Genomic DNA, 26,534 nt, shown 5'->3' on the forward strand with positions numbered 1-26,534 from the left:
AGCCTGTAGTTAATTATCCGTTTATAAATTCCCAACATTTAATCTTGCAAATAGAAAAGCCAGCATGTAACTGCTGGCATATCACCGAAATTTATCAGTCTCATCTTACCATTTACATTTTACAACGCCAAATCTTTTAACCTCGTAAACTGATTTAATAGATGCTTCTTCCCATTTAACCTTCACCTGACTCGTTGTTTTATCTTTCCACTGTCTCAATTTTTTCTCTTATCTCATTTGGAATAATGAGTTTGGCATTATTATTGAAATCAAAAAAAACTATAATGTCTTGAGCCTCTGCGGAAATTTCATTTTGTTCATTATAAATTATATGCTTAATTCCAAAACTTGTATTTTTAATAAACTCAACTTTTGAATAGATCGATACTTGTCCAGGATAAAATAGCGGTTTACGAAATTGACAAGTTGTAGAAACTAATATTGGACCCTTTTTAGTTTCTGACTGTAATTGCATTAAGCCAATAGTCTCCAGATAATTAACTCTTGCAGATTGGATATATTTTGAGATCGCTACATTGTTTACATGTTCAAAAAGATCGATTTCACTCCAGTCAATACGAAGTTCTAGTTTTGTTGAAAAATCATTCATTTAATTACTCCTATCTTTCTTGTTTTAAATCTCTTTGATTTGTGGAAATCTTGTGACTGATCTATAGAATTAAATTGTGCCAATTGACCGAGGGATATACTTTTTCTGCGAATTTTATCAAAATATAAGATTCTATATCGAAATATTTAAATCCTTCTGAAGTATTTAAATAACCGGAATGTCAAAAATGTCAAGGGGACAGGTCCTTTGACACTTGCACCTTTCTTACCATTTCACGGTTTAGTTCCAATGTCTCCGCAATCCCTCTTAGGGACGAGTTGGATTTTTCCATCAGAAGCTTTATCAGTTCCTCTCTTAGCGATTTATTGGATTGAACCTTACAAACTCTATTAAGGCTTTTTCATTAAAGTTCGAAAGAATACCCAATACTTCCCTTGTATCCGTCAGGTTTCTTCCCATGCCTATATAATCCCTATAGCTACTCCACTTATATCCATCAACTGTTCCAATACCAGGTTTTACAGGATTCTGATGTACGCATCATTTTCACCTTTAGTATGTAAAAAAAAGTATCAGCATTACGCTAATACTTATCATATTTTATCTTTTGGAATTACTTAATTTTAAATTATAAAATGTAAAATAAGTAAATTTATTGATAAGTCGCTAAAATCCCTATCCAAGAGATTGCATTAGTTTATAAAAGTACTGAGGATCTTGTATTTTATGAAGCTGATACCAACAATCTAAGGTCTCATCTGAAAATACATCAAGTCGCTTAAAAACTTGATACGCTAGCTCTATCGGTGCTATACCACTGGCAGTAATGAGATCACCATCGGTAACTGCACTTTGAAATTGAAAGTTCTCTTCCCCATGATAATTGGGGCATTCCTTCTTGAGATATGCAAAATCATTACTAGTGTGCCGATATGTATCTAAAATTCCGACTGACGCAAGTGCCATAGTAGCACCACAGATGGCGGCAACAGGAATACCTTTATCTAAACAATCTTTTGCCTTTTCCAATATCGAAGCATGCCGTGAATCCATCCACGTTTCACCGCCAGGTAGTAGTAGAAGAGCACAATCCTGAGTATTAATTTCTTCTATACTTAAATCAGGTATGATTCGCAGCCCTCCCATGGTTGTAATCGGTTCCTTACTTAAACTAACGGTTTTAATCGTAAATGCTGGTATCCCTTTTTTAAAAAACCGTCCGGTTTTCAATTCAGCGGTTATATAGCCCCATTCCCAATCCGCCATTGTATTTAGAACATACATAAATATAGTATTTTTACTCATTGTATTACCTCCCATAACTACCACCCCACTCTTATTGTATTTTTTCGTAAATTCATTAGGTACATATTATCAATTATCATACTGCTCCCCATGATAATATTCTCTGACTGCTCTACGCTCAGCTACATATATATAATCCCGACACGGCTTGGAGTCAACATATTTCCACATAGTAATCTTTACTGGTTGCACCTTCATAAACACTTGTTCCTCTAACCCCTGCCAGCGTTCATATGATTTTTTGTGATGTACACAATAAATTTTACGAATTTTTTCATTTTCCCGGCTTGCCACTTGTCCTTTTGATTCAGCTTTACCCTCAATTTGTACGTTATGGTAACACATCGCTATATTGGGATTTATAAGGATCTGTTTATACTTATCCAACAACGTTTCCGTCTGAAAATAAATGTTTAATCCATCATTCACTATACTCATAGAACGCGCTGTTACCCGGTTATCTGCTGAGGTTGCCAATACCCAGTACTTATTGCTCCCTAATACATCCAATATTTCCTGTTCCAACTGCTCATAATTAAGATCCATAAGCTTCCTCCTTCTAGCATGGCTTTACATACATATAAGAACATTTGTTCTGAATACTGTATCAAAAATATAAATTATAGTCAACACTTACAAAAAAGTGTTACTTTTACGGACGTGCCACCAGGGTCACTTAAAAAATACAAAACTCCTGCAAGACTAAAATAATTACAACCTACCGCTCACATTGTCCTAAATGGATAATTATGCTAAAATAGAGAAAAAGTTATTTGGAGGGTTATACATTATGGGCCACATAATTAAATTTTGTTTAGCCTCATTCGTATTCGTCTTCTTCTCAATAACCGCGTTGACCTCAGTTCAAGCTGCATCTCAGGCTACACTGCAAGTAAAAACTGAAATTAGCAACTCTAATTTTTGGGATTGCACTTTTATCAAAGAAACTATCCCTAGCAAGCCATCAACTGTTAATGTTGAATGGAGTCTTGGTAATAATGGTAGTAATCCAAAAGATGCGACCATTATCTCAGCAGGAAAGACTTCAGGTCAAGTAGCTATCGTATCTGCAAAAGGAGAATTAGTAAACCTTAGTATTTGTGTAAGAAACGCTAAGAATCAGATTTTAGGTAAATGGGGTATGCAAGTTACTAATAAGGGACAAACTGAAAGCGTTACGATTTCACTTCCTGAAACGATAGAACCATTGTTTAACAACAACTAATATTTAATAAATCTTAGGGATGCGCCACTGTTTTATCATCTTTTATATCATTTAAATCTACCGTAATAATGGGAAACTCCATTAAAAATTCTTATTAGAATTCTTAACGGAGTTTTTTCACACCCTGCAGAAAGTGGCCCCTTCGCGGGTCAGCAGCGCTATTTGTCGTCGCGGTAAACCACGCCGTCCTTCATAACGAAGTTAACTTTCTCGGTAACGGAAATGTCTTCAAACGGGTTTCCAGGCATAGCGACCAAATCAGCCCGCTTGCCGACAATGATACTGCCGGTATTCAGCTCAAGCATCTCCGCCGCCACCGACGTCCCCGCTTTCAGCACCCGTAGTGGCGTAATCCCGTTACGAACCATTTCGGAAAACTCCGTCGCCCCGTTTACGAAGTATGTCATGGGGACGGGGTTATTGACACCAACCTTCAAACTGGTTGAATTGTCGACACCCCCTATTGTCCATTAATTCTTTTACTCTTCCACTTTTGGGGGAGATTATCCAATTACTATATCGCTATTCATTCCAGTATTTTTTCTTATCATCCTCAGTTATTTTACGAATCACCTTACAAGGATTTCCCGCTGCGATTACTCCAGAAGGAATATCTTTATTTACTACACTGCCAGCTCCAATTACAACATTATCACCAATAGTAACTCCTGGCAAAACTGCTACATGTGCACCAATCCATACATTACTTCCTATGATGATTGGATATGCATATTCTAATCCTTGATTTCTCTGTTCACTATCAAGTGGATGCCCTGCTGTATAAAAACCACAATTAGGAGCTATAAATACGTTATCTCCAAAAGTTACTTTTGCTCCATCTAAGATTATACAGTTATGATTAGCATAAAAATTTTCACCAATTTCAACATTATATCCGTAATCACACCAGAAAGGTTGTTCAATTAAGAACCTTCCTTTTGTCTTTCTTATTATTTTTTTTATTAGTGCTATACGTGTTTCTATCATAGAAGGGTGTAACCCATTATATTGAAAACACAAGTCTTGGCATAATGTTCTTTCTTCAATCAAAGATGTATCATTGTTTGCATCATACAAGTAACCTTTTTGTGCCTTTTCTTTCTCTGTCATAACTATCTCCTTTAACTATTAAATACGGGGACAAGGGGACAGGTTCTCTGTCCCACTAGATCCTATCAATCACACTTTTAGATATTCCTGTTATCCTGGCTTTATTTATTGTAGAATTCATGAAATGGAGTTTCAGGACGATTACCGCAAAATGGGCAGCCTGCATCTCCACAACTATGACCTGCCCATTCATTACAGTTGGGACAGAAATTATAGTCGTATTTATCAAAAAATACTAGAGAATAATTGCCTGAGTCACTCTCCTCTTTTCGTCTCATAAACCCTCCCATGTTTTATACTATTTACCATTAAAATACAAAACTCCTGTAAGGCTAGGTTGGCAGGGAATGTCACAGACCAGCTAATCAAAGTCAAGTCCTAAATGCGAATAAAGAACGAAATAAAAAAGTGTATAGCAAATAAGCCTTTCTCACAAGCAAACATTATCTGACGAGGAACGCTATGTTAGCAGGCATCAGGCACCTTCTTTTCCAAAAAGCGTAAGTGAGGGTATACGCAAATAAGCGCGATAATTGTAATTAACCCCACTATCATCATAAATAGACCAATTCCCCTTCCTTGCCCAATTCCGATAACCGTTCCCACATTATTTGCTAGAAGTCCTCCTGGAAGAAGTAATGGCTTAAAAACATAATCAGCCAACGGTCCAGAAATAAAATATGCAACCCCTGATGCGGCCCAATTAAACATACGACGAACAGCGAAGATTCTTCCCTGAAAACTCGGTAAAGTCTTTTTCTGAAAAATCGTTCGACTTCCACTGATTATAAATGGCAAGGAAAAGAAGGCCAAGAAAGCCATCATTGTTATCGTTGGCACTGACGTGCTTGAGCCCCCAATCAAGATAGACACTCCAAAAATCATACTAGCAATAAATGCGTTACGAAAGTCTTGCTTTAAACCACCCCAAGTGCTAATTAACAAGCTACTAATCAGCATCCCACTACCGCCAATGGACATCACCATACCAAGCGTTTCCACCGGTGCCATTGACAATATTAATGGAGTAATCAAGACACTGAGAGATGCTATCGCAAAATAAATAATTGCGACGAAAAAGATGAGCCAGAGTAACCCTGGTCGTTCAGTGAGATAGTTCCATCCATTAGCTACATCGTTGAGCAACGAAGACTGGTCCGACCCTGGAGGACGTTCCGTCAGTTTAGGAATTCGCACAAAGAGCAACATAGCAAGTGCGAAAATGTATGTACAAAAGTCAATTAAAATTACTGGTTCTATCCCTACGCTTCCAACTAAAACACCAGCTACGACTGGTGGCAAAATTTGTGATATAGCTACTGAAATCTGATCCATTCCGTTGGCTCGGCCCAATTGTTCTTTTGGTATCAGCATAGTAAAAGAAGCCTGATATGCCGACAATCGGAAGGTACTGAAAATCGATATAATCATCATAATGATGTAAATATGCCATATTTTTAGCACGTTGTTATGTAACAACAGGATAATAGCCAGTGTACCCAGACAAGCGCCAAAATCACTCACAATTATTAATAAGCGCCTATCCCAACGATCACTTAATGCGCCTACAATAGGAGAAAAAACAATCCCCGGTAACGCCGCAGACAATGCAATTAAAGAAAACTCTGTTACAGACCCGGTATTTTGATATACCCACACCCCTAATGCAAAGCCAGTTAAGCCCGATCCCATAAATGAAATCATTTCTCCAAACCACAGGAGAGTAAAATGCAAGAAACCGCCTTTTGGTAAAACTTGTTCCATTCTAACAACCACTCCTTTCACTATGCACCTCAAACAGACAAATCTCAATTCTAAAATGCATCAAAATATTTTAACAAACATAAATACGCCTTAGAGCTGTTCCTTTTCGATAAGATATTGGGGTATTTAAACTCAACAGAATTCCCTTTTTTTCTATTCCACAGCTTTCCAAAATTCTTATGGCAAATTTATCTTGCCACAAAAAAATTCACGGGGACGGTTCTTTTGAGTACCTATCTTCTGTCTCATGTATGTTTATACGTAATGAGAAGCTTTTCTTTGAAAAACAATATCCCATATCCTATCCCATTTACCATTAAAATACAAAACTCCTGCAAGGCTGATTTGCAGGAGTTGTCGTATATATTGTTTTTTCTTATTCGGAGTCTATAATGGCCATATTTAGTGAGACAAAGGAACCGCGTCAGATCCTTTATTATCGAGCTTTATCAAAATATTAGTAATTACACTTATCTATTCTCTAAGTAAATATTAGTTCTATGACATGCCATCAATGAGATGTTCGCATATAACCTTTTCCAACGCGTCTCCTTCATATCGCAGCTCAAAAGAAATATGCCTTCTTTTTTAGCTTATTTTATATACTCAGTACTAACCAGAATATCTGATATGATATCGGTTGGTATAACGAATTGTACAATTCCCATATATCCTGGGGAAACCTCGTATTTGTCAAATGAAATTACCAGCTTACCTTCTGAGTTAATATAGAAGCTTTGCTCCTTTGAAATTTTTTCAAATAACTTCATATTCCCTTTCTGCTCGATCCCTGCAACCCAATAAAACTTATTGTTATCCGCTTTATTCTGTTCTATCATTTGCTTTTTAATATTTTCACTTATAACTTCAACATACCTATCGTCTTTAAATAAGCTTGGTAAAGTAATCAGGATTCCGTTTTTCTTATCTACGGTATCATACTTCATTTTTGTTGATGAAGATCCCACAGTATTCACTACATAACGCCCTATAGAAAGAATTCTGTCAGTATCGGTCTTCACCTCATAACCGCTATTTACGCCTAAATGACCGCCACCGTTTTTCTTCAAATTTTCCATATCAACCGTAAACTGTTCATATAACTTTTTGTTTTCAGCAAGATATTTTTCATTCAAGCTGTTTTCCAGGTTTTTGTTTTCTAAACCCTGTACGGCAGGTACTTTTATATTCGTATTATAGGTATCTTCGTTTACAGTAAATTCTCTAAAAGTTATAACTTTTACAATGCTACCTACAACTGGTACTTTTGTTATTGCTGCTGCAAAAGCCGGGCTAGTATTAACCCCTACAGTAAGTACGACAAATGCTGCGGCTATTGAAGCGACTGCTCTTTTTATTCTTTTAAAGTTATTATTTCTCATACTGCTATTAATTTCGTTATTTTTTAAGGCTTTTCTTACAACAAAGTCCAATTCCGAAGGAATAGGTGCGTTCATGTATTCCTTTTTCAGCATTTCCAATTTTTTATCCATCACAAATGGCTCCTCCTTACTCTAATCATTCATTTCAATACGTAACATTTTTAGTGATTTGTATAAGCGTGTTTTTATTGTATTAACATTTTCATCTAAAACAACCGCAATTTCTTCTATTTTTAAATCCTCAAAAAACCTAAGTACTACTACACTACGGTATTGAACGGGTAAATTATCTAATGCTTTTTGAAGATCTATGTCCTCACAATTATCAAATGTACCTGAATCAAAACCTAATAAAACTTCATCGTCTACTACAACTAGCTTCTTCCGTTTTCGAAGTAAATCCAATGAAGTGTTTACTAAAATTTTATAAAACCAAGTTTTAAAATAGCCAGGATTTTTGAGAGTATCAACAGTTGAAATGGCTTTATAAATAGATTCCTGGACAACATCCAAAGCATCGTCAACATTTTTAACGTAACTTAAAGCAAGCCGATAGTGGTTCTCCTTATTTTCCATAACGTAATCTACGAATTGTTTTTCTATATTGCATTTCCCCATTAGCACGAATAGCTCCTTTCTTTGCTTTACACTATATAGACGCTGACGATACACAAAAAGTTTGCACCATATATGGATTTTGTAATAAAATCTTTCCAACCTATTCTGAGAACATTGCTGTTCTTTTAAAGGGCATCTAGGCGAATCTGCAAGTAATCTGATGTGTAATTATAATCGACTACTTTTGACACGGTCTGCCGTCACCATGCTTTAGGACAAACACCAGTTTATATTATAGCTATATCGTTTATACTATAGCCATAAAAATCTTGGGAGGTTCCAGCTATGTATTACTCAAATGGTAATTATGAAGCATTTGCCCGCCCGGAAAAGCCTAAGGGAGTTGATAACAAATCAGCTTATCTTGTGGGCAGCGGTCTTGCTTCACTAGCAGCAGCATGTTTTCTCGTTCGAGACGGACAAATGAAAGGCGAGCACATCCATATTCTTGAGGAAACGGGCATTGTCGGAGGCGCCTGTGACGGTATTAAAGATATACAAAAAGGCTTTATCATCCGTGGTGGCCGTGAAATGGAAAACCATTTTGAATGCCTCTGGGATTTATTCCGCTCCATCCCTTCAATTGAAACCGAGGGCATCTCAGTGCTTGATGAATTTTACTGGCTTAACAAGCGTGACCCTAATTATTCCCTAATGCGAGCCTCTATAAATCGAGGAGAGGATGCACATACCGACGGAAAATTTGCACTATCCGAAAAAGCATCAATGGACATTCTCAAACTGTTTATAACAAGAGATGAACTTCTATACGACAAGACCATTGATGATTTTTTTGACGATGAGTTTTATTCTTCAAACTTCTGGCTCTACTGGCAGACTATGTTTGCCTTTCAAAAATGGCACAGCGCGCTCGAAATGAAACTCTACCTCCAACGCTTTATCCATCACATTGGTGGTCTTCCTGATTTCTCCGCACTAAAATTCACCAAATACAATCAGTATGAATCACTGATTCTGCCATTGGTAAAATATCTGGAAGCTCATAATGTGAACTTTCAGTATGATACACAGGTTACTAACGTTATCTTTGACATAACGGGTAGAGAAAAGGTTGCAAGACAACTTGTCTACCGGCATGCAGGTAAGGAAGAAATCATTGACCTAACGGAAGATGATCTAGTATTTGTTACAAATGGCAGTTGTACGGAAAATTCTACGCTCAGCGATGACGATCATGCACCCATACTGGATACCAATCCTGGCGAGGGCGGCTGCTGGCATCTCTGGAAGAACATCGCCAACCAGGATCCGTCCTTTGGTCGCCCAGAAAAATTCTGTACCAATATAAAAGCGACCAACTGGGAATCAGCTACCGTCACTACTCTTGATGAAAGGATTCCACAGTATATTAAAAAAATGTCTAAGCGTGATCCCTTCTCAGGAAGAGTTGTTACCGGCGGCATTATTACTGTCAAGGATTCTAAGTGGCTCATGAGTTATACGGTTAATCGCCAGCCTCATTTCAAGGAACAGCCAAAAGACCAACTGGTGGTATGGATTTATGGGCTTTATACAAATGCTCCCGGCAACTTTGTTAAAAAGCCCATGAAGGAATGCACGGGTAGGGAAATTGTAGAGGAATGGCTCTACCACATGGGCGTACCAGAAACAGAAATTCACGAAATGGCAGGAACTGGCGCGCACTGCATTCCTTGTATGATGCCATATATCACCGCATTCTTTATGCCAAGAACGGAAGGTGATCGTCCCAAAGTCGTTCCCGATGGCTGCGTTAACTTTGCATTTATCGGCCAGTTTGCCGATACTGTCCGGGACACGGTCTTCACAACAGAGTATTCGGTCAGAACGGCAATGGAGGCAGTTTATACCCTGCTTGATGTTGACCGCGGAGTTCCAGAAGTGTTCGCCTCCTGCTACGATATTAGAGTATTGCTTGATTCTACAGCAAAAATGCTAGATGGGAAAAAACTTACCGATATCAAACTGCCTTTTATTGCAAGTTTAGTGGAAAAGAAAGCGCTCAAAATGATTTCTGGAACGGTTATGGAGGAATTACTGGAAAAATATAAGCTTATTTAAGATAAAGTGAGAGCAACGAGTAGCTCACTCGTTGCTCTCACTTTTCTTCTTTTTTACGTCTAAACATATACGTACATGTTTACCATTTAAAATTTAGCCTGTTAACATTTTAATTCCATGTGCAAAATTGGATAAGGTTTCCCTGTCCCATCAAATTCAGACCGATTTACGATATGAAAGCCCATGTGCTTATAAAAGCCAACCGCCTGAGCATTCTGCTCATTAACATCTACCCGTTTCACTTTTTGCTGCTCTATCCCATACATAAGCAACTCTTTGCCTATACCCTTGCCCCGCGATTCAGGATTAATAAACAGCATTTCAAGGTTATTATCCGCTATGCCCATAAATCCAGTAATTTCAAGGTTACTATCTTTGTGACAAAATAAATTCACCTGATGAAAATATTCGGTCAAGATTAATGGTTTATAAAATTGAATATCTTCTTCCTTGAGGAAATCATGTGTTGCCCGAACCGAATATTACAGATTACCTGACCGAATAATAGCATAAAGCAACCAAAAAAATATTACCATTGCAATTCCAAAGCCAATTTCTAGAATCGGAATTGGCCACAGCAACGAAGATTGTCCGGCAATACTTAAACTGACAATGATACTAGCCATAAAAATACTAAGTGCCAGCAAAATAATACTGAAAGACACTCGATTACTAATACGATCTTGTGTTTTCAAAATATGTTCCATCTCTGGAATAGCAATATCTAAACGCAATCGCCCATGCCTGACAACAGCACTGAATTCTTTAAACTGCTGAGGAAAACTAACGAAAAGTTCACTGAAGTCGTTAATATTTCGCCAGAATTTTTTGGTCATAGTTTTGGGATGTAGGCGTTCCATTACTATTTTTTTCCCGAATGGCTCGGCAATATCGAAAATACTCAAATGGGGATCTAGTTTTTCAACGATACCCTCCATCGTAAGTAATGCCTTTCCTACTAATACCATATCGGCAGGAATTTTTATTTTGTGTTTCAGAGCCACTGCAAAAATATTATTCACGGCTTCACCAATACTAACTTGACTTAACGGGACTCCGTAGTATTTTTCGACTAGTAGTTCTATATCGTCCCTGAGCTTAAGTTTGTTGGCATACTCGGAGACAATTCCCATGCGATAAATCGTTTTGGCTATCTCGTCTGAGTCTTGGTGCATTAAGCCGATTACTAATGAAGATAGATTATATTTCATTTCAGAGTTGAGATGCCCAACCATTCCAAAATCCAGAAAAGCAATGGTTTCTCCTGGCAACACCAGCACATTCCCAGGATGAGGATCACCATGAAAGAATCCTTCCATAAAAATTTGCTGAAAAATCTCTTTGGCAAAGCGCTCCGCTAACAGAGAAATGTTATATCCCTGCTGTTCTAACTTTTCTTTATTACTTATTTTTATCCCCTCGATATATTCTGCCGTTAACACCTTTGAACTCGAATAATCGCGATAGACTTTGGGAACGCAAATCACAGGATTATTTATACACTGTTTTGAGATTTTCTCGGCATTACGGGATTCATTCGTATAGTCAAGTTCACTACTGAGAGCTTTCGAAAACTCATCGATCATATCTACTAGTTGATACGTTTTTGCCCAATGAAAGCGACGTTCGGCCAAGTTAGCCAGTTCGTAAAGAATTTCCAAATCGGTTTTGATAACAGTAGCGATATCAGGACGCTGAATTTTCACCGCAACTTTTTCTCCTGTTTTTAAAACTGCCTGGTGAACTTGTCCAATAGAAGCTGCCGCCAGCGGCCCTGGCTCAAAATGCTGAAAGATTTCTTCCAGCGTTCTCCCTAACTCTTCTTGAATCACAGAATGTACTTCGATAAAAGAGAAGCTGGGCACTTTATCCTGCAATTTTTCTAATTCGCCAATAATCCCTGGCGGAAGAAGATCTGGGCGCGTACTGGCAATCTGGCCTAGTTTCACATAGGTTGGCCCTAATTGTTGAAGAACCAACCTGATTCGTTCACCTATGCCACCTGATTTTTTTACCGTTCTTACACGCTGGTAATAGGGAACCTTCTGGATTAAACCCATCTCTTCCACAATATAGTCAAATCCTTGACTTAGTAGCGCAACAGCAATTTCACGATACCGATTAATATGGCGCACTCTTCTTGCAAACATGAATACCCTCCTCAACAGTGTCCCCTGTTGCACACCACTCTAAATTCAAAATTCTTATTTTGTAGAATATTCCCTCTTATAACCATGGATATGCTTTTTTTCGCATATCCATGGTTATTTCAGTATAAAGATCTACTTCCAGGCAGGCATATTAAAACAGTAAAAAATATCTTTTTTACAATTGCAAAAATAGCAATACCAATCCATTTTAGCTCTGGCTGATAAAGTACAGAATGGATTTTCCCGTTAGTAACATAGAATCGATGATACGGTTTGGAGTGGACCCCAAACCGTATCATGATTCTACAAAGGAATTTTTCAGAATAGTTATTAATGAAGTAGAACCCGAGAATCTTGGAATTTCTGGTGATACATTATTAATGTTATACCACCGCTGCTTCTGATTGAGACACTTGGGGACGTTCCTATTTTGTCACTCGCTGATTTCTTCCATGTTTCCCTTGATTATTTAGTTGGACGGTCTAATGATACTAATAAAACATGAACCTGAAAGATTGAGACAAAATCTCGTTCTTTCAGGTTCATCTTTTATTAAATGTTAAATTTTCTGTTTCTATGTATTATGAGAAACAGGATCTCAGCTGGTCATTTGTATCAAGCTAAATCGTTTAGAACCGTTCCAATGTTTTTGCCAGATATAATCGTAATACTTTCACTACTAACTCATGATCGTCTTTTTGCGGCAAGCCTGATACCGATATTGTGCCGACTGCGCCTACACCTTTAATGATAAGCGGAAAAGCGCCTCCGTGGGACGCAAATTCCCTCGCCGATATGAAATATTTTTCTTCAATTGTTTGTCCCAAACTGCGCAGATAACTCCCCATATAATAGGAACTATGGCCAAACCGATTAACAACATTGTTTTTGCGGCGAAGCCACTCGGCATTATCAATTGAAGTCCTCGTCATTGCGTGATGAAAGAGGCATTGCTGATTGCGGGTAATATCAATAGTTACAGCCCACCCTGACTGTTTTGCAGCCTCAACCAGCATTTGGCCGATTTCCAATGCTGTATCATTAGAAAAAGCAGAAAATTGCAGTTCTTCTTCTTCCCGCAGCAAGCGGGCTAGTTGTTCGGTGCTCTCCATTTATTTCATCATCCTCTATTTCTCAAGGTATAGTTATGGTACGTTGTTCCTGGTGGCTTTGCATTGCATATTCAATCATGCGGATGGTATCTCTGGCTTGTTCAGGCAAAACCGGCACAGGTTTTGCAGATTGAATGGCGGCTACCAATTCTTCATAAAAAACCTCATACCCTCCGGGCAAAGTTTCAATCGTCCCTGTCAACGCTAATCCGCCAAGTGCCGTTCTCAATTGTCCAAAGTTTTCCCGCTGATCAAGACCCCATGTTGGATCACCGGGCCTTACGCCCCGGCAAAGCTGCTCTTCCTGCGGATCCAAACCGTCTTTAACAAAACTTCCTTTATCGCCATGCAAAGTAAAGCGAGCTCCAGCTTTACATGCCAGCGAACCGGAATGAAGGATAACTCTTAACTCCGGATACCCCAGTACTAAGTGAAAGTAATCGGTAGCCTGAGCGCCTTCCCGCTCATTTCGTAAATCGGCATATACGGTTTTAGGTTTACCAAACAAAGCCAGCACCTGATCAATAAGATGTGCACCAAGATCATACAGAATTCCAGAGCCGGGCAGGTCTTTTTCCCGCCAGCGCTGCCGGACTTCGGGCCGGAACCGGTCAAAATGAGCTTCATAGGTGGACACTTTACCCAGCACATTAGTTGCCAGCAATTTTTTTACAGTAAGAAAATCGCCATCCCAGCGGCGGTTTTGGTAAACCGTCAATAACACCTTTTTTTCATGGGCTAGCGCAATAAGCTCGTCTGCCTCCCAGGCGGCAACCGTAAATGGTTTTTCCACCACAACATGCTTGCCAGCCGTTAAAGCCTGTTTCGTAAAATCATAGTGAGTTGTATTAGGAGTGCTGATTACGACAAGATCAATTTCTTTGCACGCCAAAAGGCTGCCAATATCCGGCAAGACCTTCACACAAGGGTAATCCCGCTTCACCTTGCCCTCATCGGATGAAACGACAGCCGTTAACTGTAATCCATCTATTTTGATAATGATAGGCGCGTGAAATACCGAACCAGACATACCATAACCTACTAAGCCAACATTAATTGTCATGATTATCTCCTCCTTATATGTTATACCTTACTGCCGTAAACAAAGTCGATGGGGCACAGGCTATTTAATTCAGATGCTCATACATTGTCCGTGTTTTTGCTTAGTATGCGCAGCTCATTCGGTACAACTCAATATAATTCTCTCAGCGAAGAATAGACTAGTTCACAACGTAAGCAGCCGTAAACCAGCCTATTCAAAAAAGATCGAAGTATTTGTAAGTTACAGCCACCTTTGTTCCCGTGCAGACTTCACGATTTTCTCACACAGCATAAGTTCTCGTTGACCGGACTCAAAAGTAGCAAACTCCGGTTTTATTGCATGCCCCTGGATTTTTGCCTGAATACACTCATATACCTTTTTAAACATTTGTTTGGAGGTATCAGGATATCCTTCATTATGACCGCCCGGAAAACTTACAACATCTCTTGCGTATTGATGCAGCAGCGAAGGGTCTTTCAGCAAAATTTCATTATTACCGTCACGTCGGCCCTGCCAAAGTTCATTTGGCCGTTCTGAATCCCAGGCAACAGCTTTCTTTGCACCATAAATCTCAAAGAACAGGCGATTTTTTCGCCCTGCGGCAACCTGATTGATTGTTACAGAACCGTGTGCGCCATTATTAAAGTGCAGCAAAACGCTCGCATAATCTTCTGTATCAATGGGAACATCCTCATAATCAGAAGACGCTAGCACCTTGCTGCCATAAGTCTCCACAGCCTTTAGCGGCTTCTTGCGGATGGGGTGAAAAATGGCAAAGTCGGCACAAACTTGTTCTACTTGAATACCTGTAACAAACTCCACCAAATCCAGCCAATGCGAGCCAATATCGGCAACTGCGCGCGAATCGCCGCTGAATTTCGGGTCTAACCTCCAGTTATAATCGGTATCATAAAACAGCCAGTCCTGCTGATAAGACCCGTTTACCGCCAAAATCTCTCCCAGTTCTCCGTTTTCTATCATTTGTTTTACTTGATGCATGAGCGGGTAAAAACGCAAATTATAGTGTACCGCATGCACCAAATTGCTCTTTTGGGCAAGCTCAGTCAGCTCCTCCGCCTCAGCGCTGTTTAGCGCCAGCGGTTTTTCACAAATGACGTGTTTTCCTGCCAGCAGCGCCTCTTTAGCAATGGGAAAATGCAGATGATTTGGCGTACAAATATGGACGACCTCTATATCCTTATCTGCTAATAACTCTTTGTAATCTCCATAATATCTTGGCACATAGAGTTCTTCGGCTTTTTTTTGGGCTACTTCCGCGCAGTAATCAGCAATTGCCAAAACGTCAACACACCCCAGCCTTCTTAGTGCCTCAATGTGCGCTGGCCCAATAAACCCTGTTCCAATAATGCCAGAACGTATTTTTTCCATTTTTTATGCCTCCTGTAGAGTGTCTCCTAAACAATAAATGGACTAATATGTCTTTTACTAAGAATAATGGCTTGTTCTTTCAAGGCAAAAGTCTCTTCAAAGGCTTTATCTTCCACCTCAATGCAAGCCGCCCCCTGATAGCCGATATCTGTTAAGGCCGAGATAAATTCACTCCAATTGATTTGTCCAAGTCCAGGGATTTTGGGCGATATATATTCCAGCGGTCTTGCCATACTGCCCACTTCATTTAGCTTGTCTTTATACACTTTCATGTCTTTGATATGAACATGATAAATTCTATCTTTAAATTCATAAATAGGTTTAATATAGTCCATATTCTGCCACAGGAAATGGGAGGGATCATAATTCAATCCAAAGTTTTTGCTGGGAATAATCTCAAATAACTTGCGCCAGATAACCGGAGTTGTCGCTAAATTCTTACCGCCTGGCCATTCATCATTGGTAAAATACATGGGGCAGTTTTCTATTATGACATTTACGTTTTGCTGCTCAGCATATTCGATGAGCGGTGTCCATACCGCTTTAAATAATTTAAGATTTTCTTCAACATTTTTAAACTGGTCACGGCCGATAAACGTACTGTAATTTTTTATTTGCAGCTTACCTGCAGCCTTTATTCCGGCTTTGATATGCTGAATATAAAACGCACGTTTTTCCAAATCAGGATCAAGGGGATTGGGATAATACCCCAGAGCAGATATTTCTATACCCTGGCTCTTGCAATAGTCCAATATATATTCTGCCCTTTTGTCATCAACAGCTGCCACATCAACATGCGTAACCCCAGCATATCTTCTCTCAGCCTGGCCAGGCGGCCAGCATGCCAATTCGATACAGGAAAACCCCTTTTGCGCAGCAAAAGCGATTACTTCTTCAAAATTTAAATCACTTAGTATCGCACTCACTAAGCCAAGCTTCATATTAACAGCTCCTTCTTTCGGAAATTTTGATTTAGTCCTTCTTTTGCATTAAAACGGCAACTAGAATTATAAGCCCCTTGCACATCCCCTGCAGATACGGCGAAACATTCATGAGATTGAGCATATTGTTAATAATGCCTAATATTAATACTCCCAAAAAGGTTCCCACAATAGTTCCTTTTCCGCCAGACATCCGCGTACCGCCGATAATTACCGCGGCAATAGCATCCATCTCATAACCATATCCGGAAGCAGCTGAGGAAATCGAATTTAACCGGGATGACTCAACAATCGACGCAAGACCCACCGTCAAACCGCATATTATATACGTAAAACATTTTACAACATTTACATTAATTGCCGATAACCTAGCCGCATTTTCATTACTGCCGATTGCGTAGATATATCTGCCATAACGTGTTTTCTGCGTAAATAGATACATTAAAATGGTAATTGCCAGAAAAAAATACGCCGGATAAGAAATACCCATGAGTTCATCATTCGCAATGCTTATATACCCGACTACTTTTCCGCTAATATTGCCGCCGTTATTTATATACAACGCCAAAGACCGTGCAGAAGCATACACACCCAAAGTGGCAATAAACGGTGGTACTTTGCCTTTGGTAATTAAAACTCCGTTAATGAGTCCGCTAAAAGCGGCAAAGGCTAAGCCAACAAGAACCGCCACTATAACACTGCCTGTTGAGTTTAATACTTTAATTGTCACAATCCCGGTTAAGGCCAAAACGGAACCGACAGAAAGATCGATCCCGCTTGATAATATAACCAGTGTCATGCCCATGGAGATTATGCCAATTACCGAAACCTGCCTGGCAATATTCATTAAATTGGTCGATGTAAAAAACAAATCATTAGCAAAAATAGCCATAATGGTAATAACAAGAAAAGCAAAAAAAACACTAAAGTCTGTCCAAATAGTCGTTATCTTTTGATGAATGGTGTTTTCACTTATCGTTTTCTCCAGCATATGCCCCACCCTTATCTATAAAATAACTAAATTGTACCATTTGCTCATTTTACTCCGGTTGAAAGCATCATGATTTGTTCCTCACCCATCTCGTTTCTGTCTAATTCACCTCTTATTTCACCATGATACATAACAAAGACCCTGTCACATACTTTCATAATCTCAGGCAGCTCGGCAGAAAGAACGATAATGCCTTTTCCAGCTCTTGCAAGTTTAACAATCATTTGATATATTTCGCTTTTTGCGCCAATATCGACACCTTGGGTTGGGTTATCCAAAATAATAATATCAGCGCCGACTTCTATCCACTTGCCGAGAATTACCTTCTGCTGATTGCCTCCGCTCAAACTGGTTATTGGCGCATTAATATCACTGACTTTAATATTGAGCTGCTTTACATATTCCTTACACTTTTCTTTCTCCCGCTTTTCATTAATAAGGCCGTGTTCTATCACTTTACCAAGACTAGAAATGGTCAGATTTTGCATAACACTTAAATCTTTAATAATTGCATTTTCTTTGCGATTTCTTGGTACTAACCCTATCCCGGCTGCCAGCGCCTCTCCCGGTGACTTGATATGCTTTTCCTGTCCCTTGACAAATACCTGCCCTGAATCAGGCACGCTGCAGCCAAAAATACATTCAAAAAGCTCACTTCGCCCATCGCCCAGCAGTCCAGTAAAGCCGATAATTTCGCCTTTTTGTAGCATAAAATTGATATTTCTAAAAGACCGCTCCCGAGTTAGATTTTTTACCGCCAAAAGCGGCTCGCCAAGCTCGGCGGGAATATAATACTCCAAGTGCAAAACATCTTTGCCAACCATCAATCTGGCGAGGTCTTCTTCACCGGCCATACATATAGCGCCATTGCCGGTAACAACCCCATCCCGCAGCACAGTGTAGGTATCACAAATCGTTAATACTTCCTTGAGCTTGTGGGAAATAAAAATGATGCCAACGCCCGCTTTCTTCAGGGAACGCATAACGGAAAACAGTCTGTCAATTTCCTGTTCACTTAAAGAGGTAGTAGGCTCATCCATAATAATGATTTTCGCGTCGGCTAGCAAAGCTCTGGCAATTTCAACGGTTTGTTTGCGTGAATTATCCATGTCCTGAATATATTCATGCGCCGAAATACTAGGATCTATTTTTTGTAAAACAGCTTTGGTTGCTTTAACCATGAACTTTTTATCCAATAAACCAAAACTAGTTTGTTTTTCCGTACCTAGAAACAGATTTTCATATACTTTTAAATCATTGATTAGATTAAGTTCTTGATGAATAAAGCTAATTCCTAAACGTTTTGCATCGGATGGCGATGTAATTTCGGCTTTTTCTCCACCAATCGAAATATGCCCTTCATCTTTCTTTATAACGCCGCCTAATATGTTCATGAGCGTAGATTTCCCCGCACCATTTTCGCCTAGCAGCGCATGTATTTCCCCTTTTTTTAATTCAAGTGTAACCCCTTTTAGTACAGTTACCGTATTAAAAGCCTTTTTGATATTTCCCATTTGCAAAACTAAGCTATCATCCATATACAATCCTCCTGCAATTGCTAAACTAAGAGCAGCCGCCGCTGGCCGCTCTTAGTGCAGAGACAATAACTAGTAATTGGCATTCTCATTATAGAATTTAGCAACATTATCCTTGGTAACCGTATCGGCAGGTATGATTATATCTTTTTGTTTTGGCATATTGCCTTTTAATATTTCAGCAGCTGCCTTTACACAATCTTTCACCATCAACGGCGAATATAAGAACGTGGCCACCTCAATACCTTTTTGTCCCTTAATAACCTCATAGTATTCCTTATTTCCACCTGTGCCTGTCAAGACTTTAATGTCGGTCCGTTTGGCTTCTTGTATTGCTTTCAGCACGCCCAAAGCCATTTCATCGTCCTGCGTATAAATTGCGTCAATCTTGGGCTGAGCCTGCAAAATATTTTGCGCTACAGAATACGCTTTTTCTTTCTGAAAATCTCCCGGCTGGCTGGCTACAATATTAATTCCGCTATAGGAGGCTTTTATGGTTTCCTCAAAACCCTCTGTTCTAAGGGTAGTAACAGAACAGGGAACGCCTTGGATATCTACGACATTGCCCTTGCCGCCTAATTTTTCCGCGATATATTTAGCTGCATTTATCCCAACGCCTTTATTGTCGCCTTTAATCAATAAAGTGTAATCGCCGCTTTCAATTTCTCTATCAAAAATAATCAGCGGAATGTTAGCTTCTTTAACCTTTTTGGCTATCGGCGTTAATGCTGCCGAGTCGACAGGATTCATAATAATGACAGAAACCTTTTGTGCAATAAGACTTTCAATGTCACTAACTTGCTTATTGGGATTATCCGCGGCCAAAATCTTGTATTTGACCCCTAATGCCTTGGCCTCATCTTCCGCGTTTTTTGCAATCGCGCCTGTCCAGCCATGGTCAGCCGCCGGCAGCGACATGCCGATTACTTGTTCCCTTTTCTCAGATGATGCCTGTTTTTGATTACCCTGACCACTGTTACCGCATCCGACAGTCAGAAGCACAGCTAAGCATATTGCCAATACCATCATAATCTGATTGCCTTTTTTCATTTTTACCCTCCTAATTCTAATAAATTGCTATATACTATTGAATTTCTCAATATTATAGCCACTATTTTGGTCTACCTGCACACTTCTGTAATCGATTACATTTTGTAGAATAAAATTAACTCTCAGTTAGAACCCGGCCTATTTCATAGTAGATTCTCGTATAATTAATTCATGCTCAAGATAGATAGCCGTTGTGTCTACCGTTTGTCCTTGCATTTGTTTGATGAGTAAATTCATTGCCACACAGCCAATATCATACTGCGGCTGAAAAATAGTGGTCAGAGAAGGATTGGACATCGCGGCAAAGCTAATATCATCAAATCCCACAACTGCGATATCTTCGGGAATACTGAGTCCGCTTTCCTTTATCCTGCGCATGGCGCCTATGGCAACAACATCTGACAAGGCAAATATCGCAGTGGGACGATCTTTCCTTTCTAAAAAAGGCTGCATAATCCGATAACCACTTTTAAAGTCATAATCATCCACATATTGAATTAAACTAGCATCAAAAGTTATGTCTGCTGCTTTGAGAGCCTCTTTATATCCTTCAATTCGCTGCGTCGTAGAAATAAATCGATTCTTACAGCTAATTAGGCCAATTCTTTTATGACCCATTCGAATTAGATGATTGACCGCCTTCACCGCCGCAACAAAGTTATCAATAGAAACATGTACGCCTTTGACTCCTTCAATATATTCACAGCACTGAATAACAGGGAATTTTTCCACTAAATCGGTGAGTTCTTCTACACTAAGCTCAGGCCCCATCATGATGACGCCATCCGATAAGCGGTTTTTTAATATCTCCAGATAATCCTTTTCCCTGTTCACGTCAGAATCAGTATTGCACAACATAACATTAAATCCATTTTTCCTGGCTATGTCCTCAATCCCGCGAACGATATTTGTGTAAAACGGATTTGATATTGTCGGCAATAACACTAAAATCCGCCTGGCCTCCAACCGCCGCAAATTTCGTCCCAATAAGTTGGGCTGATAATTTAGTGTATTGATAACCTGTAATACCTTTTCCCGTGTTTTTGGCGCCACCGCTGAACTATTATTTATTACTCGTGAAACGCTAGCTACCGAGACCCCTGCCGTCTTCGCCACATCCTGAATTGTAATCACAATAATCCTCCCAAAACCTGTATAAAAATTGCTGCTTTTATTATTATAGCAAGTAAACGGCAAAGTAATAGTATCATTTGTTGTATTACTTGACTTATTGATGTAACGTATTAATAAAATTAAGATGTATTTCAGCAATAACCCTTTATGTAACCGATTACATTTTTGATTATATCACTTTTTTCAGAAAATTCAATAGATTTTCTATATACTTTTAAAAAAAACATGGCAATTCACCACTATTTACATATTTTATTCATCTCTTTTGCACAGGTTGACGTCCCCAATGTTTCTAAGGCAACTAATTCCATCGTGTCTCGGTCTGCATAGCGAGCAAAAGAGTCAATCTACGTGGAAGAATCACAGGGACGGTTCTTTTGAGTCATTCCCATCTTCTTATCTCATGTATGGTTATACGTAATGAGAAGCTTTTCTTTGAAAACATATCCTATATTTCTATCCTATTTACCATTAAAATACAAAACTCCTGCAAGGCTAAGCTGCTTTGCAGGAGTTTGTCGTATATATTGTTTTTTGAGCAGCTCTAACTATTGTCTATTAAGACACTTGGGGACGTTCCTTTTTTGTCAGCTTTTTGCTATCACACCACGAGATATTCTGGTGCTAACAGATGTAATAAATAGGTTAACAAATAGGTCAATACGCTGGCCTAATAAACCCTTAAGTAAACCAAATTAACAAATTCTACTAATTTATTTTTAATTAAAAGGCTATTTGAAAAATATAAACATAAAATTTTTTGTATAGAACATCAGATAATAAGGGGTTTGTTTATTAAAAATATAAAACAAATCAACCCATCAGATCAATCGGCATAGAATTTGCATATATTACCAATTAGAGATTGTATTTACATTTTAAGCAAAATATAGGATTATCGGGGAGGAATAAAAATGAGTACAAAAAAAATAAGTTTTCCTACAGCTTTTACTGTTCTATTTATCGTTTTACTGTTTGCCGCTCTACTTACTTATGTGATACCAGCAGGTTCCTATTCAAAGCTAAAATACAATAGTAGTCAAAGTGTTTTTGTTGTGACGAAGCCTGATGCTTCAAAAATAGAATTACCAGGAACTCAAGATACCTTGAATCAGCTTACGATTAAAGTTAATTTAGAAAAATTCAAAGAAGGAAGCATTAGTAAAGCCGTCGCAATTCCAGGAACCTATGAAAGGGTGGAGCAAAATCCCCAAGGCATCGTTGATATTATCCAAGCACCGATAAAAGGCGTATATGGGACCATTGAAATTATTATGTTTTTATTTATAATTGGTGGCTGTATTGGTGTGCTAAATAGTAGTGGTGCTTTTGATGCAGGTATTGCCAGTCTGTCACGTATTACTAAGGGAAAAGAGTTTTTGTTAATTATTATCGTTACCGTATTGATATCCATAGGCGGAACTACTTTTGGCTTGGCAGAAGAAACAATTGCCTTATACCCGATACTGGTTCCTGTTTTTGTGGCAGCAGGTTATGATGCTATCGTATGCATTGCTACACTTTATATGGGATCTTGTATTGGCACCATGTTTTCCACGGTAAATCCTTTTTCATCTGTTATTGGTTCAAATGCAGCAGGAATAGCTTTCACCCAAGGTTTGCCAATGAGAACGGCAGGTTTAGTAATTGCTACAATCATTACGATTATGTATATTCTAAGTTATGGTAAAAAGATAAAAGAAGATCCAACCAAATCCTTAATCTATAGTCAAAAGGAAGAAATTGAAGAGCGCTTTTTAAAGAATTATAAAAATAAAGTAATTCCTGAATTTACTGTTAGACGTAAATTAATGTTAATTATCTTCACTTCTGCTTTTGTGATCATGACCTGGGGAGTTTCCACTCAGGAATGGTGGTTTACTGAAATGAGCACATTGTTTTTAGTGATTGGCATATTGCTGGGCGTAGTTTCGGGATCAGGAGAAAAAGAATTTGTTGGTAAATTTATTGCCGGTGCTGCTGATTTAGTCAGTGTTGCATTAGTTGTTGGCGTGGCCAGGTCAATCAATTTGATTATGGAAAGTGGCATGATCTCTGATTCAATTCTTAATTATGCATCCAATGCCGTTCAAGGTATGAGTGCAGGTGTATTTATCATTGTAATGTATTTATTATTTATAATTCTTGGCTTTTTTATTCCATCCTCTTCCGGACTTGCAGTCTTATCCATACCTATTATAGCCCCACTTGCTGATACTGTAGGCTTAGAAAGAGACACAATCATCAGTGCCTATCAATATGGGCAGGGATTAATATCATTTATCACTCCGACGGGACTTGTTTTAGCAACCTTAGCAATGGTGAATGTAACCTATGATAAATGGTTAAAATTTATTATGCCGTTAATGTGTTATATTACAATTTTTGCAGGAATTATGTTACTAATTCAAGCAGCATTTTAGCAAGAATAATCCTATATAAGTAACAAAAGACCACGTTCATCTGATTTGATGATGTGGTCTTTTGTTAATCGAATATTGAATTCAACAATTAATTTTTAAAGTTTTTCCCTAAGAGGTATAGTTAGTGGAATAGTAAAAAGCACTACTATCGCAACCATTATTACGACAGTTTTTATACCGATTATGTCGCTTGCCATCCCATAAATTGAAGGAGATAATGCCCCTGCACCAATTGTTGCTGTATAGAATATTGCAAAAGCCTGTTTCCTACGTTCCTCAGAAACCAATTCAGGAACGCTCCCATACAGTACCGATGAGGTGCCATTTAAAGCCACCCCGAGAATCGGGGAAAGTAATATTGCATTATTTATGGAAAGACTAATCATTCCCCATATACAAACAGCTGTAATGATTTCCGTAGTGATTACCGATCGTAGTATTCCGAATTTTGTAGCCAGCATACCACATACAAATTTCCCAACAGCCCCCCCTGCAAATACAAGAGAAAGTGCTATACCAATCGTCGAAACTTCTGCTCCTTTTTCCTGCAGTAAAAACGGAAAGAAGGTTAAAAAACCCATCCGTGTTGCACTATCAATAACTCCTATCATTGACAATGACCAAAAGGCTTTATATTCCTTCCATATTAAAGAACTCATTGTGGGTTTTACGTGTTTACTTTCGGTCTTAATTTGCTCTTGCTGAAGGTTTTTGCTATTTAGAAAAATAATAATCACTATTCCCATACCGACAATACCGAGTACACGACTTGCAACCGGCCAACTATATTGGCTAATTAAGAAAGCAGCTGCACTTGGCAAAACTAGTTTGCCCATGTCACCTGCGACATTAAAAGTACTCAGCGCTATTCTTCGTGCATTGGTATCTGTGTAGGCTTTGGAAATTAAGGAAGACGATAAAGGGTGCTGTACGCTAGAACCTAGTCCCCCAACTACAAGTAAACCGCCTAACAAAATTGGGGTTGCCGACCACCCAAACAACCAAACGGAAATACTTGTAAGAACAGTTCCAAGTAACAACAATCTAATTTCGCCGATTCGGTAAGCAAGATTACTTGATGGCACTTGAAAACCTGCCATAGTCCCGGAAAAAATTGTTTTTAAAAAGCCAATTTCAGCAAAAGTTAACGAAAACTGAGCTTGCCAAATTGGAAAAAGAATGTACAACATATCAGTAAATCCATCATGTATAAAATGTGCTAAACTTCCAGTGAATAAGGCTTTTTTCTGTACTTTAAGCTGTTCGCTATCATATAATTTATCCATTTACTCTCCCCTACAAAGATAGTACCTACATGGATTGCAAGTATCCTGATAATTCACTATATATATTTGCATGTTCTGCAATCATGGCTAGTAAAGAACGCATTGCAATAGTAAATGTTTTTTCTCTATGGAATATCACAGAAAATACAATTTCCAATTTAGGTACATTATTAAACTCGATAAGTGTTCCATCATCCAAACTGTTCCTAACCAATACTTCTGGCAATACACCTACTCCCAATCCATTTAGCACAGCCTGCCGAATTGCTTCAGAGTCACTGTACTCTAACACAGGATTTATTCCATTTTCCCGTAACACCCTATCATATTTTGCCCGATAAATACTCCCTTGTTTTAGTGCGATAAAAGGCTGCTGCCAAATGTTATTGCCATACTTCTTGATAAGGAGAGGGTGTGCGATCCATACTAGTCTTTCTACCGCAACATTAAATTGCAAAATTTGATTATCTGAAATTTTGTCGTGAACAAGTGCAAAATCAAAACTGTTATCTAATATCCCCCTAACTGTAATCGGTAGATTGAAACAATGTTCAATATGTACCGCTACATTAGGAACCTGCACTTGGAATTCCTGTAAAATAGGCGAAAGAGTATGCGCTGCAACTGCAGTGCCAAGACCTATTTTAATCGTTTTATCATATGAGAATTCTTGTAACACAGCCTGTGCTTCCCCATGTATTAACAATAGTTTCTCAGCATAGCCAATCAAACGTTTGCCCGCTTCTGTTATATATAATTTTTTTCCTACCCTCTCAAACAGCAAGACCCCAAAGTGTTCTTCCAGTGTTCTGATTTGGACCGTGACTGTAGGTTGACTAAAATTTAGTTTTTCCGCAGCTTGAGTTACATTGCCTAGCTTTGCAACTGAAAGAAACGTTTGTAGTAATCGTAAATCCATTTAATTAACACATCCCACAATTTTACTCTTTTTATATTGTAGGACATTATTATATGACTGACAATTAAATAAACTCCCACTTTTCGATTTTTCCTCCTCTTTAACAATAACTGTTCCATGGGAAAAAGGGAAATTGAATATATTGATTGAATCAATAGGATTTTCTAATTTACGTTTTAATTATCCCAGACTCACCAAAAATACGGATTGTAAATGCGTATAATAACAACTCTAAAAATAAATCGAGGGGACGGTTCTTTTGAGTCATTCCCTTTTTCTCATCTCACGTCATCAATATATATAATTAGAAGTTTCCTTTTTGAAAAGAATCCCTATTTCTACTCTGTTTACATTAAAATATAAAAGTCCTGCAAAACTACGCTGTTTTGCAGGACTTTCCGTTATTGTATTTACCACTAAAATACAATACACCTGTAAGGTATTTCTACTCTTCATGGTTACTTACGAATACTATTTATATTCAACTATATCTTTTAGGAATATTTCATATTAATATTATTCATTT

The 26,534-nt window shown here is 38.5% G+C and carries 24 protein-coding genes; 3 read left to right on the top strand and 21 right to left on the bottom strand.

Features of this window, described 5'->3' with window-relative positions; all coding sequences use genetic code 11:
• Positions 1-199: 199 nt before the first annotated feature.
• From UFO1_RS17135 to UFO1_RS25825, 3 genes are all read right to left on the bottom strand, one after another.
• Positions 200-610, bottom strand: coding sequence for a thioesterase family protein (locus UFO1_RS17135; protein WP_038672810.1), 411 nt, complete (start codon positions 608-610; stop codon positions 200-202).
• 636 nt (positions 611-1,246) lie between these two features.
• Positions 1,247-1,876, bottom strand: a complete 630-nt coding sequence (locus UFO1_RS17140; RefSeq protein ID WP_038672811.1) for a type 1 glutamine amidotransferase family protein — start codon at positions 1,874-1,876, stop codon at positions 1,247-1,249.
• Between the two features lie 69 nt (positions 1,877-1,945).
• Positions 1,946-2,422, bottom strand: a complete 477-nt coding sequence (locus UFO1_RS25825; protein ID WP_236639233.1) for a pyridoxamine 5'-phosphate oxidase family protein — start codon at positions 2,420-2,422, stop codon at positions 1,946-1,948.
• Positions 2,423-2,666: 244 nt separating this feature from the next.
• Here UFO1_RS25825 and UFO1_RS17150 point away from each other — a divergent pair, with 244 nt between their 5' ends.
• Positions 2,667-3,101 carry a hypothetical protein gene (locus tag UFO1_RS17150; protein ID WP_038672814.1) on the top strand — a complete coding sequence of 145 codons (435 nt, stop codon included), beginning with the start codon at positions 2,667-2,669 and terminating at the stop codon, positions 3,099-3,101.
• Positions 3,102-3,259: 158 nt separating this feature from the next.
• Here the strand turns inward: UFO1_RS17150 and UFO1_RS17155 are convergent, their stop codons facing one another.
• From UFO1_RS17155 to UFO1_RS17175, 6 genes are all read right to left on the bottom strand, one after another.
• Complete coding sequence (locus UFO1_RS17155) at positions 3,260-3,469, bottom strand: amidohydrolase family protein (protein WP_201771033.1); 210 nt, start codon at positions 3,467-3,469, stop codon at positions 3,260-3,262.
• A gap of 154 nt (positions 3,470-3,623) precedes the next feature.
• The gene (locus UFO1_RS17160; RefSeq protein WP_038672817.1) at positions 3,624-4,211 is read right to left on the bottom strand and encodes a sugar O-acetyltransferase; all 588 of its coding nucleotides are present in this window, start codon (positions 4,209-4,211) and stop codon (positions 3,624-3,626) included.
• 101 nt (positions 4,212-4,312) lie between these two features.
• Positions 4,313-4,489 carry a hypothetical protein gene (locus tag UFO1_RS25305; protein WP_158442843.1) on the bottom strand — a complete coding sequence of 59 codons (177 nt, stop codon included), beginning with the start codon at positions 4,487-4,489 and terminating at the stop codon, positions 4,313-4,315.
• 187 nt (positions 4,490-4,676) lie between these two features.
• Complete coding sequence (locus tag UFO1_RS17165) at positions 4,677-5,975, bottom strand: MFS transporter (protein WP_051788987.1); 1,299 nt, start codon at positions 5,973-5,975, stop codon at positions 4,677-4,679.
• 593 nt (positions 5,976-6,568) lie between these two features.
• Positions 6,569-7,468, bottom strand: a complete 900-nt coding sequence (locus UFO1_RS17170; RefSeq protein WP_236639440.1) for an anti-sigma-V factor rsiV — start codon at positions 7,466-7,468, stop codon at positions 6,569-6,571.
• 21 nt (positions 7,469-7,489) lie between these two features.
• Positions 7,490-7,975, bottom strand: coding sequence for a sigma-70 family RNA polymerase sigma factor (locus tag UFO1_RS17175; protein WP_038672820.1), 486 nt, complete (start codon positions 7,973-7,975; stop codon positions 7,490-7,492).
• A 285-nt stretch (positions 7,976-8,260) separates the two neighbouring features.
• Here UFO1_RS17175 and UFO1_RS17180 point away from each other — a divergent pair, with 285 nt between their 5' ends.
• Entirely contained in the window at positions 8,261-10,036 is a 1,776-nt protein-coding gene (locus UFO1_RS17180) for an oleate hydratase (protein ID WP_038672824.1), read from the top strand.
• 101 nt (positions 10,037-10,137) lie between these two features.
• Here the strand turns inward: UFO1_RS17180 and UFO1_RS17185 are convergent, their stop codons facing one another.
• The 10 genes from UFO1_RS17185 to UFO1_RS17230 form a co-directional block, all read right to left on the bottom strand.
• Complete coding sequence (locus UFO1_RS17185) at positions 10,138-10,452, bottom strand: GNAT family N-acetyltransferase (protein WP_256380525.1); 315 nt, start codon at positions 10,450-10,452, stop codon at positions 10,138-10,140.
• A gap of 66 nt (positions 10,453-10,518) precedes the next feature.
• The gene (locus UFO1_RS17190) at positions 10,519-12,186 is read right to left on the bottom strand and encodes an AarF/ABC1/UbiB kinase family protein (RefSeq protein WP_038672826.1); all 1,668 of its coding nucleotides are present in this window, start codon (positions 12,184-12,186) and stop codon (positions 10,519-10,521) included.
• Positions 12,187-12,815: 629 nt separating this feature from the next.
• Positions 12,816-13,298, bottom strand: a complete 483-nt coding sequence (locus UFO1_RS17195; RefSeq protein ID WP_038672829.1) for a heme-degrading domain-containing protein — start codon at positions 13,296-13,298, stop codon at positions 12,816-12,818.
• A 22-nt stretch (positions 13,299-13,320) separates the two neighbouring features.
• Positions 13,321-14,361: an oxidoreductase gene (locus tag UFO1_RS17200; protein ID WP_038672831.1), complete on the bottom strand. Its 1,041-nt coding sequence runs from the start codon at positions 14,359-14,361 to the stop codon at positions 13,321-13,323.
• Between the two features lie 219 nt (positions 14,362-14,580).
• A complete protein-coding gene (locus UFO1_RS17205) occupies positions 14,581-15,729 on the bottom strand; it encodes a Gfo/Idh/MocA family protein (RefSeq protein WP_038672834.1) in 1,149 nt (382 codons plus the stop codon).
• A gap of 26 nt (positions 15,730-15,755) precedes the next feature.
• Entirely contained in the window at positions 15,756-16,670 is a 915-nt protein-coding gene (locus UFO1_RS17210) for a sugar phosphate isomerase/epimerase (RefSeq protein ID WP_038672836.1), read from the bottom strand.
• A gap of 31 nt (positions 16,671-16,701) precedes the next feature.
• Positions 16,702-17,661, bottom strand: a complete 960-nt coding sequence (locus tag UFO1_RS17215; protein ID WP_038672838.1) for an ABC transporter permease — start codon at positions 17,659-17,661, stop codon at positions 16,702-16,704.
• 44 nt (positions 17,662-17,705) lie between these two features.
• Entirely contained in the window at positions 17,706-19,199 is a 1,494-nt protein-coding gene (locus UFO1_RS17220) for a sugar ABC transporter ATP-binding protein (RefSeq protein ID WP_038672840.1), read from the bottom strand.
• A gap of 69 nt (positions 19,200-19,268) precedes the next feature.
• Positions 19,269-20,246 carry a substrate-binding domain-containing protein gene (locus tag UFO1_RS17225; protein ID WP_038672842.1) on the bottom strand — a complete coding sequence of 326 codons (978 nt, stop codon included), beginning with the start codon at positions 20,244-20,246 and terminating at the stop codon, positions 19,269-19,271.
• Between the two features lie 138 nt (positions 20,247-20,384).
• On the bottom strand, positions 20,385-21,380 hold the full coding sequence (locus UFO1_RS17230; RefSeq protein ID WP_038672844.1) for a LacI family DNA-binding transcriptional regulator: 996 nt from the start codon (positions 21,378-21,380) through the stop codon (positions 20,385-20,387).
• Positions 21,381-22,294: 914 nt separating this feature from the next.
• Here UFO1_RS17230 and UFO1_RS17235 point away from each other — a divergent pair.
• Positions 22,295-23,803 carry a YfcC family protein gene (locus UFO1_RS17235; protein WP_038672846.1) on the top strand — a complete coding sequence of 503 codons (1,509 nt, stop codon included), beginning with the start codon at positions 22,295-22,297 and terminating at the stop codon, positions 23,801-23,803.
• Positions 23,804-23,898: 95 nt separating this feature from the next.
• Here UFO1_RS17235 and UFO1_RS17240 read toward each other — a convergent pair whose 3' ends face one another.
• Both UFO1_RS17240 and UFO1_RS17245 read right to left on the bottom strand, forming a co-directional pair.
• Complete coding sequence (locus UFO1_RS17240) at positions 23,899-25,089, bottom strand: MFS transporter (RefSeq protein WP_038672848.1); 1,191 nt, start codon at positions 25,087-25,089, stop codon at positions 23,899-23,901.
• A 25-nt stretch (positions 25,090-25,114) separates the two neighbouring features.
• Positions 25,115-26,008 (bottom strand): LysR family transcriptional regulator, encoded by an 894-nt coding sequence (locus UFO1_RS17245; protein WP_038672849.1) that lies wholly within the window; start codon positions 26,006-26,008, stop codon positions 25,115-25,117.
• Positions 26,009-26,534: the final 526 nt, after the last annotated feature.

It is taken from the genome of Pelosinus sp. UFO1 (assembly GCF_000725345.1).
Taxonomy (GTDB): Bacteria; Bacillota; Negativicutes; order DSM-13327; family DSM-13327; genus Pelosinus.

Excerpts from the sequence above, each read along its gene's own strand:
- UFO1_RS17135 (WP_038672810.1), bottom strand. The coding sequence starts at position 610 with ATGAATGATTTTTCAACAAAACTAGAACTTCGTATTGACTGGAGTGAA.
- UFO1_RS17140 (WP_038672811.1), bottom strand. The coding sequence starts at position 1,876 with ATGAGTAAAAATACTATATTTATGTATGTTCTAAATACAATGGCGGAT.
- UFO1_RS25825 (WP_236639233.1), bottom strand. The coding sequence starts at position 2,422 with ATGGATCTTAATTATGAGCAGTTGGAACAGGAAATATTGGATGTATTA.
- UFO1_RS17150 (WP_038672814.1), top strand. The coding sequence starts at position 2,667 with ATGGGCCACATAATTAAATTTTGTTTAGCCTCATTCGTATTCGTCTTC.
- UFO1_RS17155 (WP_201771033.1), bottom strand. The coding sequence starts at position 3,469 with ATGGTTCGTAACGGGATTACGCCACTACGGGTGCTGAAAGCGGGGACG.
- UFO1_RS17160 (WP_038672817.1), bottom strand. The coding sequence starts at position 4,211 with ATGACAGAGAAAGAAAAGGCACAAAAAGGTTACTTGTATGATGCAAAC.
- UFO1_RS25305 (WP_158442843.1), bottom strand. The coding sequence starts at position 4,489 with ATGAGACGAAAAGAGGAGAGTGACTCAGGCAATTATTCTCTAGTATTT.
- UFO1_RS17165 (WP_051788987.1), bottom strand. The coding sequence starts at position 5,975 with ATGGAACAAGTTTTACCAAAAGGCGGTTTCTTGCATTTTACTCTCCTG.
- UFO1_RS17170 (WP_236639440.1), bottom strand. The coding sequence starts at position 7,468 with ATGGATAAAAAATTGGAAATGCTGAAAAAGGAATACATGAACGCACCT.
- UFO1_RS17175 (WP_038672820.1), bottom strand. The coding sequence starts at position 7,975 with ATGGGGAAATGCAATATAGAAAAACAATTCGTAGATTACGTTATGGAA.
- UFO1_RS17180 (WP_038672824.1), top strand. The coding sequence starts at position 8,261 with ATGTATTACTCAAATGGTAATTATGAAGCATTTGCCCGCCCGGAAAAG.
- UFO1_RS17190 (WP_038672826.1), bottom strand. The coding sequence starts at position 12,186 with ATGTTTGCAAGAAGAGTGCGCCATATTAATCGGTATCGTGAAATTGCT.
- UFO1_RS17195 (WP_038672829.1), bottom strand. The coding sequence starts at position 13,298 with ATGGAGAGCACCGAACAACTAGCCCGCTTGCTGCGGGAAGAAGAAGAA.
- UFO1_RS17200 (WP_038672831.1), bottom strand. The coding sequence starts at position 14,361 with ATGACAATTAATGTTGGCTTAGTAGGTTATGGTATGTCTGGTTCGGTA.
- UFO1_RS17205 (WP_038672834.1), bottom strand. The coding sequence starts at position 15,729 with ATGGAAAAAATACGTTCTGGCATTATTGGAACAGGGTTTATTGGGCCA.
- UFO1_RS17210 (WP_038672836.1), bottom strand. The coding sequence starts at position 16,670 with ATGAAGCTTGGCTTAGTGAGTGCGATACTAAGTGATTTAAATTTTGAA.
- UFO1_RS17215 (WP_038672838.1), bottom strand. The coding sequence starts at position 17,661 with ATGCTGGAGAAAACGATAAGTGAAAACACCATTCATCAAAAGATAACG.
- UFO1_RS17220 (WP_038672840.1), bottom strand. The coding sequence starts at position 19,199 with ATGGATGATAGCTTAGTTTTGCAAATGGGAAATATCAAAAAGGCTTTT.
- UFO1_RS17225 (WP_038672842.1), bottom strand. The coding sequence starts at position 20,246 with ATGAAAAAAGGCAATCAGATTATGATGGTATTGGCAATATGCTTAGCT.
- UFO1_RS17235 (WP_038672846.1), top strand. The coding sequence starts at position 22,295 with ATGAGTACAAAAAAAATAAGTTTTCCTACAGCTTTTACTGTTCTATTT.
- UFO1_RS17240 (WP_038672848.1), bottom strand. The coding sequence starts at position 25,089 with ATGGATAAATTATATGATAGCGAACAGCTTAAAGTACAGAAAAAAGCC.
- UFO1_RS17245 (WP_038672849.1), bottom strand. The coding sequence starts at position 26,008 with ATGGATTTACGATTACTACAAACGTTTCTTTCAGTTGCAAAGCTAGGC.